Raw genomic sequence first — 15230 nt, 5'->3', positions numbered from 1 at the left:
CTTACTATTGATAACAACCAATTCCTTCCCTACTCTGAGATTAAAAGATTTGATGAATCATCTTTATTACAACAGCTAACGTAACAGATGCAGCAAATCCTCCTAAACAAATAAGACCGACACCTTGGCTATATGATAAATTTTGAAATGCTTTCATCTTTTTCATCCTCCCTCTCTCCCCTTCGATATGTTTATTTTACCAATGGAATAATTTTCATAACATCGATTTCACTAACAACTAACTTACAAATTTGTAAGTTAACAATTTCCCTTTTAAGTTATATATCTAGTATGTCCGCATTCCCCCTCTTTATACGCAAAAAAGACCTCGCATTATATCAAGGTCTTTCTTACACTACAGAATATCTCACTTAATTTATTTAATAATCATCACCGGGCATTTCACTCGTTTTGCTATTTTATGACTTACACTACCAAGCACCATCTCTTGTAGTGTATTTAATCCTCTACTTCCAGCTATAACAAGATCTATATCCCCTGTATTTACATATTGAACGATCGTATCTCCAGGATCACCATGTAATATCGTAATTGTATAGGGAATGTTCTCTTGCTTTAATAAACCTTCAATCTCTTTTAATTTATCTTTTCGACTAGCCGATATTGTTTCTAAATCTGTTTGGCCTTGTATAATATCTGATTTTGCCGTTCTATTATCTACTACGTATACAACTTCAACATTTGTTTCTTCATTAAATTTCGCAATATATGTTGCATGTTCCGCTGCTCGAAGTGCATGTTCAGAACCGTCACATGCTAATATAATTTGTTTGTACATATGCTGAATCCCCTTTTCGTTATCCTACTCGTATTATATATTAAAGCCCCCTAAAAAGGAGGCTTCTAACTAGCAATTCTTTTATTATAAGTAGCTAAATTTGAAATAATCTTCGAGCTTCGTTCATTTAATCCCGTTATACTTACTTTCGCGCCACTTTGTTCATACTTCATAATGACTTTATCAATTGCGACTACCGCTGAATCATCCCATACGTGTGCATGAGTAAAATCCAACTCAATTTCTTTTACATCTTCCTCAAATGAAAAATGATTTATAAAGTCTGCTGTAGATGCAAAGAAAAGTTGACCGTGAATTTCGTATATTTTCTTATTTTCAATATATAAATGTTTCACGTGAATCTTTGCCATATTGAATGCAAATAAAACCGCACTAATTACTGTTCCGATAATTACACCTAACGCTAAATTATGTGTAATTAAGACAATCACAACTGTTACGATCATAACTAATGCATTTCCTTTTGGTACCTTATGAATCGTTGTTACAGAGTTCCAATCAAATGTTCCGATTGAAACCATAATCATAACTGCAACTAAAGCTGCCATTGGAATATGAACGACATAGTCACCTAAAACAAATAGTAATACGATTAAAAATCCGCCCGCTACAAATGTTGATAAACGACCTCGTCCACCCGATTTAATATTAATAACAGATTGTCCAATCATTGCACATCCTGCCATTCCTCCGAAGAAACCAGCGACAATATTTGCAATACCTTGCCCACGTGCTTCTTTATGTTTATTACTTTCCGTATGCGTCATATCATCTAAAACCGAAGCTGTTAATAATGACTCTAGTAAACCGATAATTGCAAGCATAACTGCGTACGGTAAAATAATCCCTAATGTCTCAAGCGTAAAAGGCACATCAGGCATACTAAAGAACGGTAATTCTTTCGGCAAGCTTCCCATATCCCCTACTGTTTTCAACTGTAATCCACTCATAATTGCAATACTTGTCACAATAATAATGGAAATAAGTGTAGACGGGACAGCCGTCGTAATACGTGGAAATACATATATAATTACAAGTCCTAATGCAACAAGTGCATACATTTGCCAAGTGGCATTTTTAAAATGCGGCAATTGCGCTGTAAAAACTAAAATTCCAAGTGAATTTAAAAAACCACTCATAACAGATTTCGGAACAAACTTCATAAATGAGCTCAGTTTGAACACGCCAAAAATAATTTGGACAATACCCGTTAATATTGTTGTAGCAAATAAGTATTGCAAACCATGATCCTTAACGAGTGTTACCATTAATAATGCCATTGCACCTGTTGCAGCTGAAATCATTCCAGTTCGTCCGCCAACAAATGAAATGGTAACTGCAATACAAAAGGCTGCATATAACCCAACGGTCGGATCCACGCCTGCAATAACAGAGAAAGCAATCGCTTCAGGAATTAACGCTAAAGCAACGACAATTCCCGATAGCACGTCCCCTCTCACATTGGAGAACCAATCATTTTTTATCGTTTGAAACAAAATACCACTCCTCTACTCTTTTCTCATTTGATTTTCTCCATAAGAAAATCTAAGCCGGCTGCACGAAGGCTATTATATAACGAGTGGAGATATTTTTGCTATGTAAAAGTTTCCTAAAAAAAAGACGCTACTTCGGTAGCGCCTTTGCTCATTATATTAATGTCCACCGTGCCCTTGACCACTTTCCTGAACAATCTCTAACCTCTCATCCAATATACCTTGTGTTTCAAATGAAATATCACTCGTACTTCCTAATAAGAAGCCGTGGTTATACGGTCCAAGGGTTGGGTCATCTTTAAACTTCGGCTGAATACTAGCAAGGAAGTCATACACTGGTTGTGAAGCTTTTCCTTCTTCTAACAATACAACAGGTGCGTGTTTACCCATATGTGAAAATGGTGCTCCTGCAACTGCTAAATCTGGTGTTTTGCTTGAAACAAATGATAAACCGTGACCTGGTTTTGTGAACCCCCAGCCAAATTTCGTTTTCTCATCTTTAAACTTCGCAAATGCAACCGAATTTTCTGTTGGCGTTTCCCCGCTAATACGCGTTACTTTTCCGTATTTACTTAACTCTTTTTCTACTGCTTTTGAAATGATTTTTTCTGGTCCTAATACATATATATTCGCTTTATCTTTTCTCATTTTTAATGCTTCTATCGTCGCTTCTGGCACCTTTTCTTTTTCTGTATATAAAAGCGGTTCTGGCATATGAGAGATCCAATTTACAGCTGGTGTTGTATATAAACGTCCTTCTTCTTCAGACGATCCGATAATAACACTATTTGGGTAGCTTACTGTTATATCGGCATATTCTTTATCCACATCTTTAGCAAATGTAGCTGGATCCGTTTCTTTTATTTGCTTTACTTTATACTCTTTTAATTGCTCGAGGATAGATGCACCTACATCCCCCATCACCATAATTTGTGTTCCGTCTTTCGTTCCGAGTGGATTTAATCGTTTTATTTCTTTTAACGTCATTTCGGGTACCTTTTCTTTTTCTATAAATAAAATTGGCCCGTTATTCGGATGATGAATAAGATCCGCACTCGCAATACCTAATTGCCACTCATTTACTGGTACTAAAATAATAGCGCCTGGCTGATTCTCTTTATGCGTTGCTGGCCATATCGTTTGCGAAGTTAATACTGCCATTTGCAGCGGATCGTTTGTGTTTAATCTCGTTACATTTTTTAAGCTTGTCGTTAATAAATCATTCGATGCACCTTCGTTCATTTCTTTCGGCGCAGTTACCTCCTGATTCATTTTCATTTCCTTTTGCTCTGTTTTTTTCTCTTCTTTAGATTCATGATTTTTATGATCTGTGTTCGTTTGCCCACAAGCCGTAAGACCAACTGCTGCAATTATTGTTATCCCAAAAATTCGGGTCATCTTTTTCACTATACCGCCTCCGTATGAATCGTTTTCGAGTCAATATGATTACCTAAAATGGAATTTCAACTTTACAATAACAAGCAATTCTGAAGAAATTATGCAGACCCATGATAATCTGCACCATTTCTTCATGATTTTGACTTACAATTTAAGTAATAAATACAAATGCGGAGGTACTCTATGGTTGATATACTACTCGTAGATGATGAGCCGAGAATGCTTGAATTATTAACACTTTATCTTACTCCCATCGGATACAACTGCGTATGTGCAGTATCCGGTGAAGAAGCTATTTCACATATAGAAAATCAAAACTTCAAATTTGTTTTACTTGATATTATGATGCCAAAGATGGATGGATGGGAAACGTGCAAAAGAATTCGATCATTTAGTAACGTTCCTATCATTATGGTAACGGCTCGTGATCAAACAGTAGATGTCATTCAAGGATTAAAACTTGGAGCGGATGATTACGTAACGAAACCTTTCCATGAAGAGGAGCTTTTCGCAAGAATTGAAGCTGTTTTAAGGCGAACGAATCAACACGCGCAAATCCAATATCACGGCATCTTATGGGATGAGGCAAAACACTTCGTTTCTGTCGATAATGAAGAACTTCTTCTCACTCCAATCGAATTCTCTTTACTCGGATTATTTTTACGTCATGTGAACTACGTATTAAGCCGCGATCAGCTCATTGAACGAATTTGGGGATTAAATACAAATACAGAAGATCGAACAGTCGATTCACATATTCGTAATTTGCGTGATAAATTGCGAAAAGTAAATTTTCCTATTGATCACCATTTAAAAACTGTTTATGGAGTCGGGTATCGATGGGTTGATACTTTAGATTAAGGAGCAAAACGATGAAGCGAATTTCTATTCAGCTCGGATTTTATTTTTTAATTGTTACACTTTTAATCGAAAGCGTTCTATTTGTCTTGCTTTATTATAGCCTTGTCAACAATAGAGTAAATGAAGAAATGACAGCTTTATTAAAGCGCGGAAATAGTCACAGAGATGTCCTTGAAAAGTATTTTGATAAGCAAACAATCTCCCATGTTGCACTAATGGAATCCGAAGCCGAAACCACTGTCGTTATTACAAATGCAAATAAGGATGTACTAGCTAAATCTAATGAAATTAATACTACTATAAAAAAGCATATTGAAAAGATGCAAACACGGACAGATCACGACGGAGCAATTATAGAGAATCATTGGAAAACATCTAATTATATATGTACAGTTAGCCCCATTATAGTGGCAGGGAAAACGGAAGGCTATGTATATATGTTCCTCGGAACGGAATCAATCGAGGAAATGGTTAACGGGCTAACAAGACAATTCATTATTTCCGGAGTCATTACTTTTCTATTAACAGCCATCACCATCTTTCTCTTATCACGGTTGTTAACAAAACCATTGTTACACATGAAACATGCCACTGAAAAAATGAGTAAAGGCGATTTATCTGTTTCATTAACCACTACTCGAAATGATGAAATTGGTGAACTAGCGTCATCTATTCAAATGCTCGCTAATGATTTACATTATATGAAAACAGAGCGAAGTGAATTTTTAGCAAGTGTTGCTCATGAATTACGAACACCGTTAACATACGTAAGAGGTTATGCTGACATTGCTTTAAAAGAAACCACATCTCCTGAGCAACGTTTGCGATATTTATCTATTATAAAAGATGAGTCTGATTACATTACAAACTTAGTTCAAGATTTATTTTCACTTGCACAAATGGAACAACATAACTTTTCTATTCAAGTAAAGGAAGTACATTTACACACCTTCCTGACTCGCATAGCCGAAAAAGTAAATGCCATATATAAAGAAAAATACATTAAAGTTTCTTTCTCTTGTCCTCCTACACTGCTAGTGAACTTAGATGAACAACGATTTGAACAAGTTGTGGTAAACATTTTAAATAACGCTTACAGACATTCAAAAGAACATTCTCATATAAACATTTCTGTTATAGAAGAACATAAACGTATTTCCATTACAATTGAAGATGAAGGCGAAGGTATTCCGCCTGAAGACCTCCCTCACATTTTCGATCGTTTTTATCGAGTTGATAAAGCAAGATCACGAGCTACAGGCGGAACTGGTTTAGGGTTATCTATCGTAAAAGAAATTGTAGAACTACACGGCGGAACTATTACTGTAACGAGCGAAGTCGATCACGGATCTTGCTTTATTATTTCATTGCCATCTATACAAAAACACGACTATTGATAGTAGTCGTGTTTCTTTATCCCGCTATTTGCCGGGCATTAAGACCCCCACTGATTAAAGTTTCACTTTATAATATAAATTTACAAATTGCCCAAAACGTTTCGTATCCGTTAAAGTTAAATTAATTTCCGGGTTCTTATCTTGGAATAACGGAACTCCAGAACCTAATATATGCGGTGTAATTGTAACAACATATTCATCAATTAAATTATTCTTAAAGAACTCTCTTAGTAGACTTCCTCCACCGACCATCCATATTTTAGATCCTTCTTGTGCTTTTAACCTTTTTGTAAACTCCACTACATCTTCATTTACAAACTCCACGTGTTCGTTTGAACCTTTTTGTGAGTTAGAAAAAACATAACATTTTTTATCTAAATACGGGAATGGTTCTATATGCTCTACTACATAATCGTACGTTCTTTTTCCCATAATTATTGTATCAATCGTTTCGTACATTTCTGTATAACCGTTATCCCCCTCTCCTTCGGTTTCCATTAACCACTCTAAATCATCATCTTCTTTCGCAATATATCCATCCAAACTAGCGGCTATAAATAAAACAACTTCACGTGACATCTCTTGTCCTCCTTACAACGTATATTGATAAAATGACCTTATACACACTATACTAACCTTAAAACATGACAATTCATGTCATGTTAAAAAAAGAAACGAGTGAGATAGTTGTCAAAAGCAAAACGTTTACTAGACATTCTTATATTCGCTTCTGCGAAAAGAACATTTACAGCTCAGGAAATAGCTGATGAATTTAACATTTCTGTTCGTACTGTCCATAGATATATTTTAGATTTAAGTGATATGGGATTACCCCTTTACGCAGAACAAGGTCGTAACGGAGGATATAAAGTATTAACGAATAGAGTCATTCCGCCTATTTTATTTACCGAAGAAGAAGCAGTATCCATCTTTTTTGCTTTTCAATCTTTAAGTTACTATCGAGACTTACCTTTTAACACAGAAATCAATTCCGTTACGCATAAACTGTATAGCTCCCTACAACATGATGCGAAAGTGAAAGTTGATAAAATACGTTCTTATATCGCCTTTTGGAATCCGAAGAGAACAATTGATACACCTCTTTTAAACGAAGTGTTAACCGCGGCTATTGAAAATAAAAATTTACATTTTCAATACGAATCTAAATCAGGGATAAAAACAAAACATGTTCATCCTATCGGTGTATACGCTCATGACGGGCTATGGTACTTACCATCCTATGACTTCAACAGAAAAAAAGTTTTACTGTATCGCGTTGATCGTATTCTTTCTATATTATCAACAGAAGAAAATGAAGATACATTTATGAATTTAGAAGAATGGTTTATCTCTAGCTCTAACGTAGTACACATTCCTACCCAGTTACATGTCTCATTAACAGTAGAAGGCGTGCGCCAATGTAAAAGTGTTCCTTACCTTGAAGAATTCGTGGTAGTCAACGAAGACGGGACAGGATATATACATTCAACAATTGATAAAGGTGAAATTAACTTTATTACTCCTTTATTTTATAGACTCGGGAAAGATGCACGAGTTTTAGAGCCGAAAGAATTGATAGATGGTTTACGTATGCGTGCGAAAGAAATTTTACATATGTATGAAGATGAAAAAAGCTGCTAACTATAAGCAGCTTTTTAGTCTTATTGTTTTACTATTGACGAATATCAAACCACCAACGATTTTTCGAATTCATATTTTCAGTGTCACCGCTCCCTCTGTAATTGAAAGCATCCAGAAAGATTGAATCTAGTTTATCCTCATCTACAAAATAACCTAAATTAACTTTTACCGTTTCTCCTGGTCGGATACTGCCAATATTGTAGAAGCTTTTTCCATCTCCGTGAGGCTCTAAATAATCAACCTCGCCTGTCATAATATTTTTTTCTGCGATTCCATCTTTCCCAGCATACTTCCATGCATTTCCTTTACCTTGAAGCACTTTTATGGATGGATGCATATAAATTTCTTCTGTCTCCTTTTTACCTATATTTTTCACTGTTGTTGTCAGGTAGACAAATTTAGGGTGAACTAATTTCCACTCTATCAATTTATCAATTGACTCTTTACCATTTCCCACTTTATATTCATCCCGCCTATATGGTATCAATTTTCCTGCTTGATCCAAAGCTTGATTCTCACTTAGTCTCCCTAATCCCATTTCGCTAAAGTTTTCTTGCTTAAAATCTTTAATTGCATCAAAAACTTCAACTTTTTCTATCACATATTCAATTTGGCTGTTATCCATAGATATCGTTACTGGAACCTTTTGCCCTATACGAAATAGTCGTTTGCTATCTTTTTTCAAAGGAATTACCTTAGTTGTTTTACCTTCTTGGCTAAAATACTTTTTATCATAATCGCTTATATGTGATGACTTTTCCTTTGATGTAGGCTCAAGTGAAACGCTCCCTAACACATCCATCATTTGTTCTTCGTTTATATCATTTCCAATGTAACTTTGTAACATAATTCCTTCTTCCTCAAAATAGAGAAAAATTACTCTATTAAACATTAAATCTTTATTTCCAGTGTCTCTATATACAATTACTGCCTTCTTACCATTTATTTCTTTTTCTTCATAACTTTTCGAGTACAGAGTTGGAAAGTCTGAATTCCCCTCTACTCTCCAAAGAACGAATGAAAATCCGCCCAGTGCGTAGTTATCTTTAAAGGAATATTTCATAGCACTATCATCAATTGCTTCCATATTTTCTGGCAATTTACCAACCTTCAACTTATACCACTGATCACTCTTTTTCGAATCCTTATTTGTTAAGGAAACATTTACTTCATAATTTTGTTTTTGAACGATCATATTATAGACTTTCACTGCTCCAAAAACGGTTGTCGGCATGCCGATCAATAAGCAAGCAGCAGCGATTAACATACGATGTTTTTTACGCTTTTTCTGCGGTTGTCCATCTTGCAGCTTCATTTCCTCCATAAACAATTTCTTTTTGCGCGTATATGTATGTGAAAATTCATGTTGTTTTTCAAGTTTATCAAAATCATCTAAAGCAATTTTTTCAGCAAGTTCATATATTTCTTTGGAGTTCTTTGAATTCGTCATGTTGTATACCTCCTATCATATTTTGGACTCGTTTTCGAGCGCGTTCAAACTGCTTGCGGACATTTGCCTCGGTTATCCCCATGACACTTGAAATTTCTTGATACGTTAAGTTATAGAAGACTTTGTACTTAAACACCTGTCTATTAGATTCGTTTAACTCTTTTAGCAATGCATCAATTTGAACCTCAGACATTTTACGTTTTTCCCACTCTTCAATATTTTCATCTACTGCCTCTACTGATTCTCTTTCATATTCTTCTAAAAATGTTTCATGTCGTTTATTTTTCCGGTAACTATCAATTGCCTTGTTTTTCGCGACCCTCAAAATGTAACGTTTAAGCTCTTGAGTATTCAAACTATGGAGCTTTTCCAAGTTTTTATAAAGAGTAATAAACGTCTCTTGAACTGCATCTTCAGCCTGCTGAATATTATTTAAAATAGAATACGCTACATAATAAATTTTTTGTTCGTACAACTCGTATAGCTCTTCCATCTTTTCATAATTGTTGTTTGTAACTTTCATATAATTCCTCCTCTCACTCTATATAACGAATGGGCGATATACTTTGTGACACTACAATATCTATTTATAGTTAAAATTAAATAACAGAATAAACAAAAGCCCAATTTCTCTATTTTAACTGAGAAATTGGGCTTTTGTTTATTAGAATTTTCCTGACTGTTTCCTTAAGAACATCCCTCTTACGCCTTTTTAGTAAGCAGTATTTGCTCTATCGCTTCTTGTAACAAATTCTGTGTCTCTTCCAAGTTATAATTCTTCTTTTCTCCTAGCTGTACCGTATAAAACTCAGCAAACGAGCGCTCTTTATATCTCGGTACGACATGCATATGATAATGCGTTAACTCATTAAATATTCCACCATTTTGACAAATTGTAATTCCATCAGGTTTATATAATAGCTTAATCGCTTTTGCAATCAGCTTAGAAGCATCCATAATGGATTTCGCTATAACATCATCTAATTCGTCCACTTCTACAACATGCTGCTTCGGCACAATTAAAGTATGTCCTGGATAGAAAGGTTCATGATCTAAAAAGCATGTTACATAGTCATCTTCATATATTTTATATATAATTTCTTCTTCGTTGGCTAATTTACAGCCTAAACAGTCCATTGCACTTTCCCCTCTTTCTAAAACATAAAAACGTGAGAATACGACTCTCACGTTTTTATGTTTCACTTTATTAGTTCAATGGTTTCCGTAACCTTTATACTATCTTTTACCGATTGAACAATCGTGCAATTTTTCACTGCAAGTTGCAGTGCTTTGTCCAACTGCTCTTCTGTAATGTTTTGTGCTTTAATTTTATAGTGCAAATGAATACTTTCAACTGGTTTTGATAAAGCTTCACTTCTACCAATTTCCGTTTCAATTGTAAACGTATCATATGTAATACGTTTCTTTTCTAAAATTGTTCGAAAGACAATTGCACTACATCCTGCGATAGAAGAAACGAGTAATTGTAACGGTGAATACCCGTTTTCTTTTCCAATCGCTAATGGACCATACGATAAATCCGCCTCAATATCATCGTGTTTGATTATTAGTTTCATTTGCCTTTTCCATCTCCACTTTCATCGGTTTCTTCCGTTTCTTACTCATATAATAATATATGTAGCAGAAAATGATAAATGGAATACCACAATATAACGCCATTCTTTGTTCTGGAATGAACGCTAAACTAATAACAACGATACTATTTGTAATTAAAGCTAAAATAGGAACGATTGGATATAGTGGTGTTCTATACTTTAAGTCCTCTAACTTTCCTCCGCCTTTTATATACTGACTTCTAAAGCGAAGTTGCGATAGAGCAATAATGATCCAACTTGAAACAGCCGATAAACCAGCTATAGATAATAAGTACATGTATACTGTATCTTCTGCAAGGAAGCTTGTGAATAAAGAAAGGCCAGCTACCGCAATCGTTACAACTAGTGCTGTAATTGGAATGCCACGTTTATTTACTTTCTTGAAAGAAGTTGGTGCCATTCCTTCATTTGCAAGTGACCATAATATACGAGTTGCCGCATATAATCCTGAATTCGCTACAGATAGTAACGCTGTAATAATAACGAAGTTCATAATATCAGCTGCGTATGGAATACCGATTTTATCAAATACAACTACAAACGGACTTTCAATTACGCCAGCTTCTTTCCAAGAAATTAATCCTACTAAAATCGTCATTGTTAAAATGAAGAATAACATAATGCGCCATACTGTATTACGGATCGCGCGTGGAATTGTTTTTTCTGGATTTTCACTTTCTCCCGCTGCAATCCCGATTAACTCTGTTCCTTGGAACGAGAAGTTAACTGTAATCATCGTAAGTAATACAGCAGCTAGTCCATTCGGGAATAATCCACCATCGCTTACAAAGTTAGAAAATAGAGGTGCTGCTTCTTTTCCGTCATATGATATAAACCCTAATAATGCACTACCACCAAGAACAACAAAGGCAAGAATGGTAACTACTTTAATACTAGAGAACCAAAATTCTAATTCAGCATAACTTTTCGCCGAAATTGCGTTTGACGCATATAAAATAACACCGAATACGAGACACCATACCCAAACATCAACATTCGGAAACCATCTTTTCATCATTAAACCGATTGACGTTAATTCTAGTCCTACTGTTACTGCCCAACCAAGCCAATATAGCCAGCCGATCATAAAGCCCGTTCCTGGTCCAATAAACTTCGTCGCATACTTTTGGAAAGAACCTGAAACTGGCATCGCTACCGTTAACTCTCCAAGACAAAGCATTGTTAAATACATAATAAATCCGCCCACTAAATAGGAAAGGATGGCTCCCCCTGGTCCAGCCTGATTAATGGTGTAACCTGAACCTAAGAAAAAACCAGTCCCGATTACACCACCTAGTGCGATCATAAATAAATGTCTACTCTTCATCGTACGATGTAATTTCTCATTCGTTGGTTGCTGCATCTAAATCCTCCCCCTACAAATACCCCTATATCTTGTTAAAATTTTCTGATAATAAAAATATACACGAAAGCGATTACATTTTCTATATAAAATTAAAACTTTTCTGATAAAATAATATAAAAAATCGAATTATCGCGAGATTAGATTATAATTAAAGGAAAATAAGGAGAAACAAGGAAAAACCTTTACATATATTGTAAAGGTTAACGAAGTTCTAATCTTCTCGATAAAATTGATAAACTATAGTTTACGATAAAGTACATACAAGCTACTACTATAAACGTTGGAATCATATAATTTACATTCTGTCCGCTAATAATTTGAGCATTATGCATAAGCTCTGGCAGTGATATACCAACTGCTAATGATGTATCTTTCAGCAATGAAATAAACTGACTGACAAGCGGCGGGACCATTCTTCTTAATGCTTGTGGTAAAATGATATGCCAAAGTGCTTGCACATACGTTAATCCTGAAGATCTTGCGGCCTCAATCTGTCCTTTTTCAATAGATAATAAACCACTTCGAACAATTTCAGATATCATTGCTGCTTCAAATATTGTTAAAGCAACAATTACAGCTGTTATAATTTCTAATTTCAATCCTACTTCTGGAAGTGCAAAATATGTGAAAAATATAATTAAAAGTAGTGGTAAGTTTCGAATCACTTCAACGATAATTCCTAATACTTGTGAGACTACAGGGATTTTCATGTAGCGCAATATTCCTATTACACTACCAATAATAAAGCTAAGTACAATCGCTACGAGTGCTACCTCTAATGTGATGAGTAATCCTTTTAATAAAAAGAGAATATGATCACCCGTTATAGCTCCCTTAAAATCCATTTACACCGCCTCCTTTGCTAAGCGTTTTTCTAAATAACGCACTAGCATACTGAGCGGAATTGTTAATATTAAATAAAACATCCCGACAAATATATAAACATCGAACGTAACAAACGTCTTCGTTGAAATTAAATCTCCTTGATACATTAAATCAGCACCAGCAATAATTCCAAGTATGGAAGAGTTTTTTACTAAGTTAAGAAATTGGTTTCCTAGAGGAGGGATTACAATTTTCATCGCTTGGGGTAAAACGACATGGTACATTGCTTGCGTATAAGTCAATCCTGAGGAACGTGCTGCCTCCATTTGGCCTTTCGCAACTGATAAAATACCAGCGCGAATGACTTCAGCAATAAACGCTGCAGTATATACGGTAAGCGTAGCTGTTCCTGCTACAAAACCATTTAAAGTAATTCCTATTACAGGTAAAGCGAAATAAAATATAAATGCAATTAATACGAGCGGAATATTTCTTACAAATTCTACAATAGTAGCCCCCAACCAATTTAAAATACGAATCGGTGCAATGCGCATTACAGCCAATGCTACCCCTAAAATAAAGCTTCCAATTAATGCGATTACACTAGACATCACTGTATATTTAAATCCTTCTAAATACATATCAATGTTATTCGTTAATATAGAAAAATCAGGCACATATTCTCCCCTCTTTCTTTAGAAGAAGAGGATGAGTACTCTCATCCTCTCACTTTTGCTATTTATCACTTTACTTCTCTGGTTTTTGCCCAATCCATTTCTCATATAATTTGTCATACTCTCCGCTTGCTTTCATGTCTTTAATTAAGCTATTAATCTCTTTCGTTAAATCATCTGCACCTTTTTGCACTGCAATTCCGTATGGTTCATCCGTAAAAATTTTCCCTACAACTTCATAATTTGAATCTTGTTTTGCCATGCCGTAAAGAATTGCATTATCTGTCGTTAAAACATCACCTTTTCCTGCTTTTAACGCCGTAAATGCCTCACTGTAATTTTCAAATTCTAATACAGTCGCTTCCGGTGACTTTTGACGAATGTTATTTGTCGATGTTGAACCTTTTACTGCTAACACTTTTACACCCTTTTTCACATCATCAATACTTTTAATATCGCTTCCTTTTTTCACGAGTAACGATTGCCCTGCTTTAAAATATACATCTGAAAAATCTACCTCTTTTTTGCGTTCTTCCGTAATTGTCATTGTTGCGATAATTGCATCAATGTCACCGTTTTTCAGTAGTGGAATACGCGTTTTAGACGTTACTTCTTTTAATTCTAGTTTCTTTTCATCTCCGAGAATTTTTTTCGCAAGCGCCTTTGCAACATCAACATCAAATCCTTCTACCTGCCCTGTTGAAGGATTTTTCAATCCAAATAAGTTCGTATCATTCTTCACCCCAACTACTAGTTTCCCTCGCTTCTTAATTTGCTCAACAGCCCCGCCTTGCTTCGTATTCGTTTCCTTCGCCTCATCTTTTTTACTTCCGCACCCGGCAACGACAAGTACGAATAAGCATGAAAATACGATTAAGGTAAACAACTTTTTCATTTTAAACATGAAATTCCTCCTTTAATGATTTAACACTCGACTTAAAAATAAACGTGCTCTTTCTTGTTCAGGGCTCGCAAAAAATTGCGCCGGTGTTGTATCCTCAATGATTTTGCCATCATCCATAAATAAAATCCGATCTGCTACTTCTCGCGCAAATCCCATTTCATGCGTGACAACGACCATCGTCATCCCTTCTTTAGCTAGCGTTTTCATAACATCAAGTACTTCCCCGATCATCTCTGGATCAAGAGCAGACGTAGGCTCATCGAATAGCATAATTTCTGGCTGCATTGCAAGCCCTCTAGCAATTGCTACCCTTTGCTGTTGTCCTCCAGATAATTGATGCGGGTATACACTAGCCTTCTCCGGGATTCCTACTTTCTCTAAATAAAACATCGCTGTTTTCTCAGCTTCCTCTTTTGAAACTTTATTTACTTTAATAGGTGCTAGTGTAATATTTTGAAGAACCGTTTTATGTGGATATAAATAAAAATGTTGAAAGACCATTCCGATATTTCGGCGTAATTCATTCATATCTGTTTTCGCATTGTGTACCTCCGTATTTTGTACAATTAACTCTCCATCTGTAATTGTCTCTAGCTGATTTATACACCGAAGCAATGTGCTTTTTCCTGATCCTGAAGGCCCAACAACTACTACCACTTCACCTTTTTTCACTTGCACATTAATATCTTTTAAAACTTGAAAGTTGCCATAATATTTATTTACATTACGAAACTCTATCACCATACTCCCCCCTTCCCCTAACAAAGCATGTACATTCTTTTTAT

At 35.3% G+C, this 15230-nt stretch carries 17 protein-coding genes; 3 read left to right on the top strand and 14 right to left on the bottom strand.

The window, feature by feature from the left end; translation table 11 throughout:
• Positions 1–40 precede the first annotated feature (40 nt).
• From FS742_RS24825 to FS742_RS24810, 4 genes are all read right to left on the bottom strand, one after another.
• Entirely contained in the window at positions 41–166 is a 126-nt protein-coding gene (locus FS742_RS24825; RefSeq protein ID WP_000738295.1) for a DUF4027 family protein, read from the bottom strand.
• A gap of 210 nt (positions 167–376) precedes the next feature.
• Positions 377–799: a universal stress protein gene (locus FS742_RS24820; protein ID WP_144615801.1), complete on the bottom strand. Its 423-nt coding sequence runs from the start codon at positions 797–799 to the stop codon at positions 377–379.
• A 65-nt stretch (positions 800–864) separates the two neighbouring features.
• Positions 865–2316: a SulP family inorganic anion transporter gene (locus FS742_RS24815; protein ID WP_144615799.1), complete on the bottom strand. Its 1452-nt coding sequence runs from the start codon at positions 2314–2316 to the stop codon at positions 865–867.
• A gap of 156 nt (positions 2317–2472) precedes the next feature.
• Positions 2473–3720: a cell wall-binding repeat-containing protein gene (locus FS742_RS24810; RefSeq protein ID WP_144615797.1), complete on the bottom strand. Its 1248-nt coding sequence runs from the start codon at positions 3718–3720 to the stop codon at positions 2473–2475.
• Between the two features lie 174 nt (positions 3721–3894).
• Between FS742_RS24810 and FS742_RS24805 the strand changes: the two genes are divergently transcribed.
• Positions 3895–4572, top strand: a complete 678-nt coding sequence (locus FS742_RS24805; RefSeq protein ID WP_144615795.1) for a response regulator transcription factor — start codon at positions 3895–3897, stop codon at positions 4570–4572.
• A gap of 11 nt (positions 4573–4583) precedes the next feature.
• Entirely contained in the window at positions 4584–5969 is a 1386-nt protein-coding gene (locus tag FS742_RS24800; RefSeq protein WP_144615794.1) for a sensor histidine kinase, read from the top strand.
• Between the two features lie 54 nt (positions 5970–6023).
• On the opposite strand, the gene FS742_RS24795 is transcribed toward FS742_RS24800, so the two are convergent.
• Entirely contained in the window at positions 6024–6548 is a 525-nt protein-coding gene (locus FS742_RS24795) for a dihydrofolate reductase family protein (RefSeq protein ID WP_144615792.1), read from the bottom strand.
• 108 nt (positions 6549–6656) lie between these two features.
• Here FS742_RS24795 and FS742_RS24790 point away from each other — a divergent pair, with 108 nt between their 5' ends.
• Entirely contained in the window at positions 6657–7610 is a 954-nt protein-coding gene (locus FS742_RS24790; RefSeq protein WP_144615790.1) for a helix-turn-helix transcriptional regulator, read from the top strand.
• A 31-nt stretch (positions 7611–7641) separates the two neighbouring features.
• On the opposite strand, the gene FS742_RS24785 is transcribed toward FS742_RS24790, so the two are convergent.
• The 9 genes from FS742_RS24785 to FS742_RS24745 all read right to left on the bottom strand — a co-directional run bounded on the left by FS742_RS24785 (position 7642) and on the right by FS742_RS24745 (position 15186).
• Entirely contained in the window at positions 7642–9060 is a 1419-nt protein-coding gene (locus FS742_RS24785) for an anti-sigma factor (protein ID WP_144615788.1), read from the bottom strand.
• Complete coding sequence (locus tag FS742_RS24780; protein WP_144615786.1) at positions 9026–9583, bottom strand: RNA polymerase sigma factor; 558 nt, start codon at positions 9581–9583, stop codon at positions 9026–9028. Before FS742_RS24780 ends, FS742_RS24785 begins: the two co-directional genes overlap by 35 nt.
• Positions 9584–9762: 179 nt before the next feature.
• Positions 9763–10197, bottom strand: coding sequence for an HIT family protein (locus FS742_RS24775; protein ID WP_144615784.1), 435 nt, complete (start codon positions 10195–10197; stop codon positions 9763–9765).
• Positions 10198–10259: 62 nt separating this feature from the next.
• The gene (locus tag FS742_RS24770; RefSeq protein WP_144615782.1) at positions 10260–10637 is read right to left on the bottom strand and encodes an OsmC family protein; all 378 of its coding nucleotides are present in this window, start codon (positions 10635–10637) and stop codon (positions 10260–10262) included.
• On the bottom strand, positions 10612–12039 hold the full coding sequence (locus tag FS742_RS24765) for an amino acid permease (RefSeq protein WP_144615780.1): 1428 nt from the start codon (positions 12037–12039) through the stop codon (positions 10612–10614). The genes FS742_RS24770 and FS742_RS24765 overlap by 26 nt, the downstream gene beginning before the upstream one ends.
• 203 nt (positions 12040–12242) lie before the next feature.
• Positions 12243–12887, bottom strand: a complete 645-nt coding sequence (locus tag FS742_RS24760) for an amino acid ABC transporter permease (protein ID WP_000345976.1) — start codon at positions 12885–12887, stop codon at positions 12243–12245.
• Positions 12888–13544, bottom strand: a complete 657-nt coding sequence (locus tag FS742_RS24755; RefSeq protein WP_144615779.1) for an amino acid ABC transporter permease — start codon at positions 13542–13544, stop codon at positions 12888–12890.
• Between the two features lie 70 nt (positions 13545–13614).
• Positions 13615–14445, bottom strand: coding sequence for a glutamine ABC transporter substrate-binding protein GlnH (gene glnH, locus FS742_RS24750; protein WP_101167998.1), 831 nt, complete (start codon positions 14443–14445; stop codon positions 13615–13617).
• Between the two features lie 12 nt (positions 14446–14457).
• Positions 14458–15186 (bottom strand): amino acid ABC transporter ATP-binding protein, encoded by a 729-nt coding sequence (locus FS742_RS24745; RefSeq protein WP_164970758.1) that lies wholly within the window; start codon positions 15184–15186, stop codon positions 14458–14460.
• Positions 15187–15230 lie beyond the last annotated feature (44 nt).

The organism is Bacillus cereus (genome assembly GCF_007678085.1).
In the GTDB taxonomy this organism is placed as follows: Bacteria; Bacillota; Bacilli; order Bacillales; family Bacillaceae_G; genus Bacillus_A; species Bacillus_A cereus_BE.
Note: the sequence above shows the minus strand (reverse complement) of the source record. Positions and strands in the feature narration are given on the sequence as shown.

What these genes read in the sequence shown, in the direction of transcription:
- FS742_RS24825 (WP_000738295.1), bottom strand. Translation starts at nt 166, where the DNA reads ATGAAAAAGATGAAAGCATTTCAAAATTTATCATATAGCCAAGGTGTC.
- FS742_RS24820 (WP_144615801.1), bottom strand. Translation starts at nt 799, where the DNA reads ATGTACAAACAAATTATATTAGCATGTGACGGTTCTGAACATGCACTT.
- FS742_RS24805 (WP_144615795.1), top strand. Translation starts at nt 3,895, where the DNA reads ATGGTTGATATACTACTCGTAGATGATGAGCCGAGAATGCTTGAATTA.
- FS742_RS24800 (WP_144615794.1), top strand. Translation starts at nt 4,584, where the DNA reads ATGAAGCGAATTTCTATTCAGCTCGGATTTTATTTTTTAATTGTTACA.
- FS742_RS24795 (WP_144615792.1), bottom strand. Translation starts at nt 6,548, where the DNA reads ATGTCACGTGAAGTTGTTTTATTTATAGCCGCTAGTTTGGATGGATAT.
- FS742_RS24785 (WP_144615788.1), bottom strand. Translation starts at nt 9,060, where the DNA reads ATGACGAATTCAAAGAACTCCAAAGAAATATATGAACTTGCTGAAAAA.
- FS742_RS24780 (WP_144615786.1), bottom strand. Translation starts at nt 9,583, where the DNA reads ATGAAAGTTACAAACAACAATTATGAAAAGATGGAAGAGCTATACGAG.
- FS742_RS24775 (WP_144615784.1), bottom strand. Translation starts at nt 10,197, where the DNA reads ATGGACTGTTTAGGCTGTAAATTAGCCAACGAAGAAGAAATTATATAT.
- FS742_RS24770 (WP_144615782.1), bottom strand. Translation starts at nt 10,637, where the DNA reads ATGAAACTAATAATCAAACACGATGATATTGAGGCGGATTTATCGTAT.
- FS742_RS24765 (WP_144615780.1), bottom strand. Translation starts at nt 12,039, where the DNA reads ATGCAGCAACCAACGAATGAGAAATTACATCGTACGATGAAGAGTAGA.
- FS742_RS24760 (WP_000345976.1), bottom strand. Translation starts at nt 12,887, where the DNA reads ATGGATTTTAAGGGAGCTATAACGGGTGATCATATTCTCTTTTTATTA.
- glnH (WP_101167998.1), bottom strand. Translation starts at nt 14,445, where the DNA reads ATGTTTAAAATGAAAAAGTTGTTTACCTTAATCGTATTTTCATGCTTA.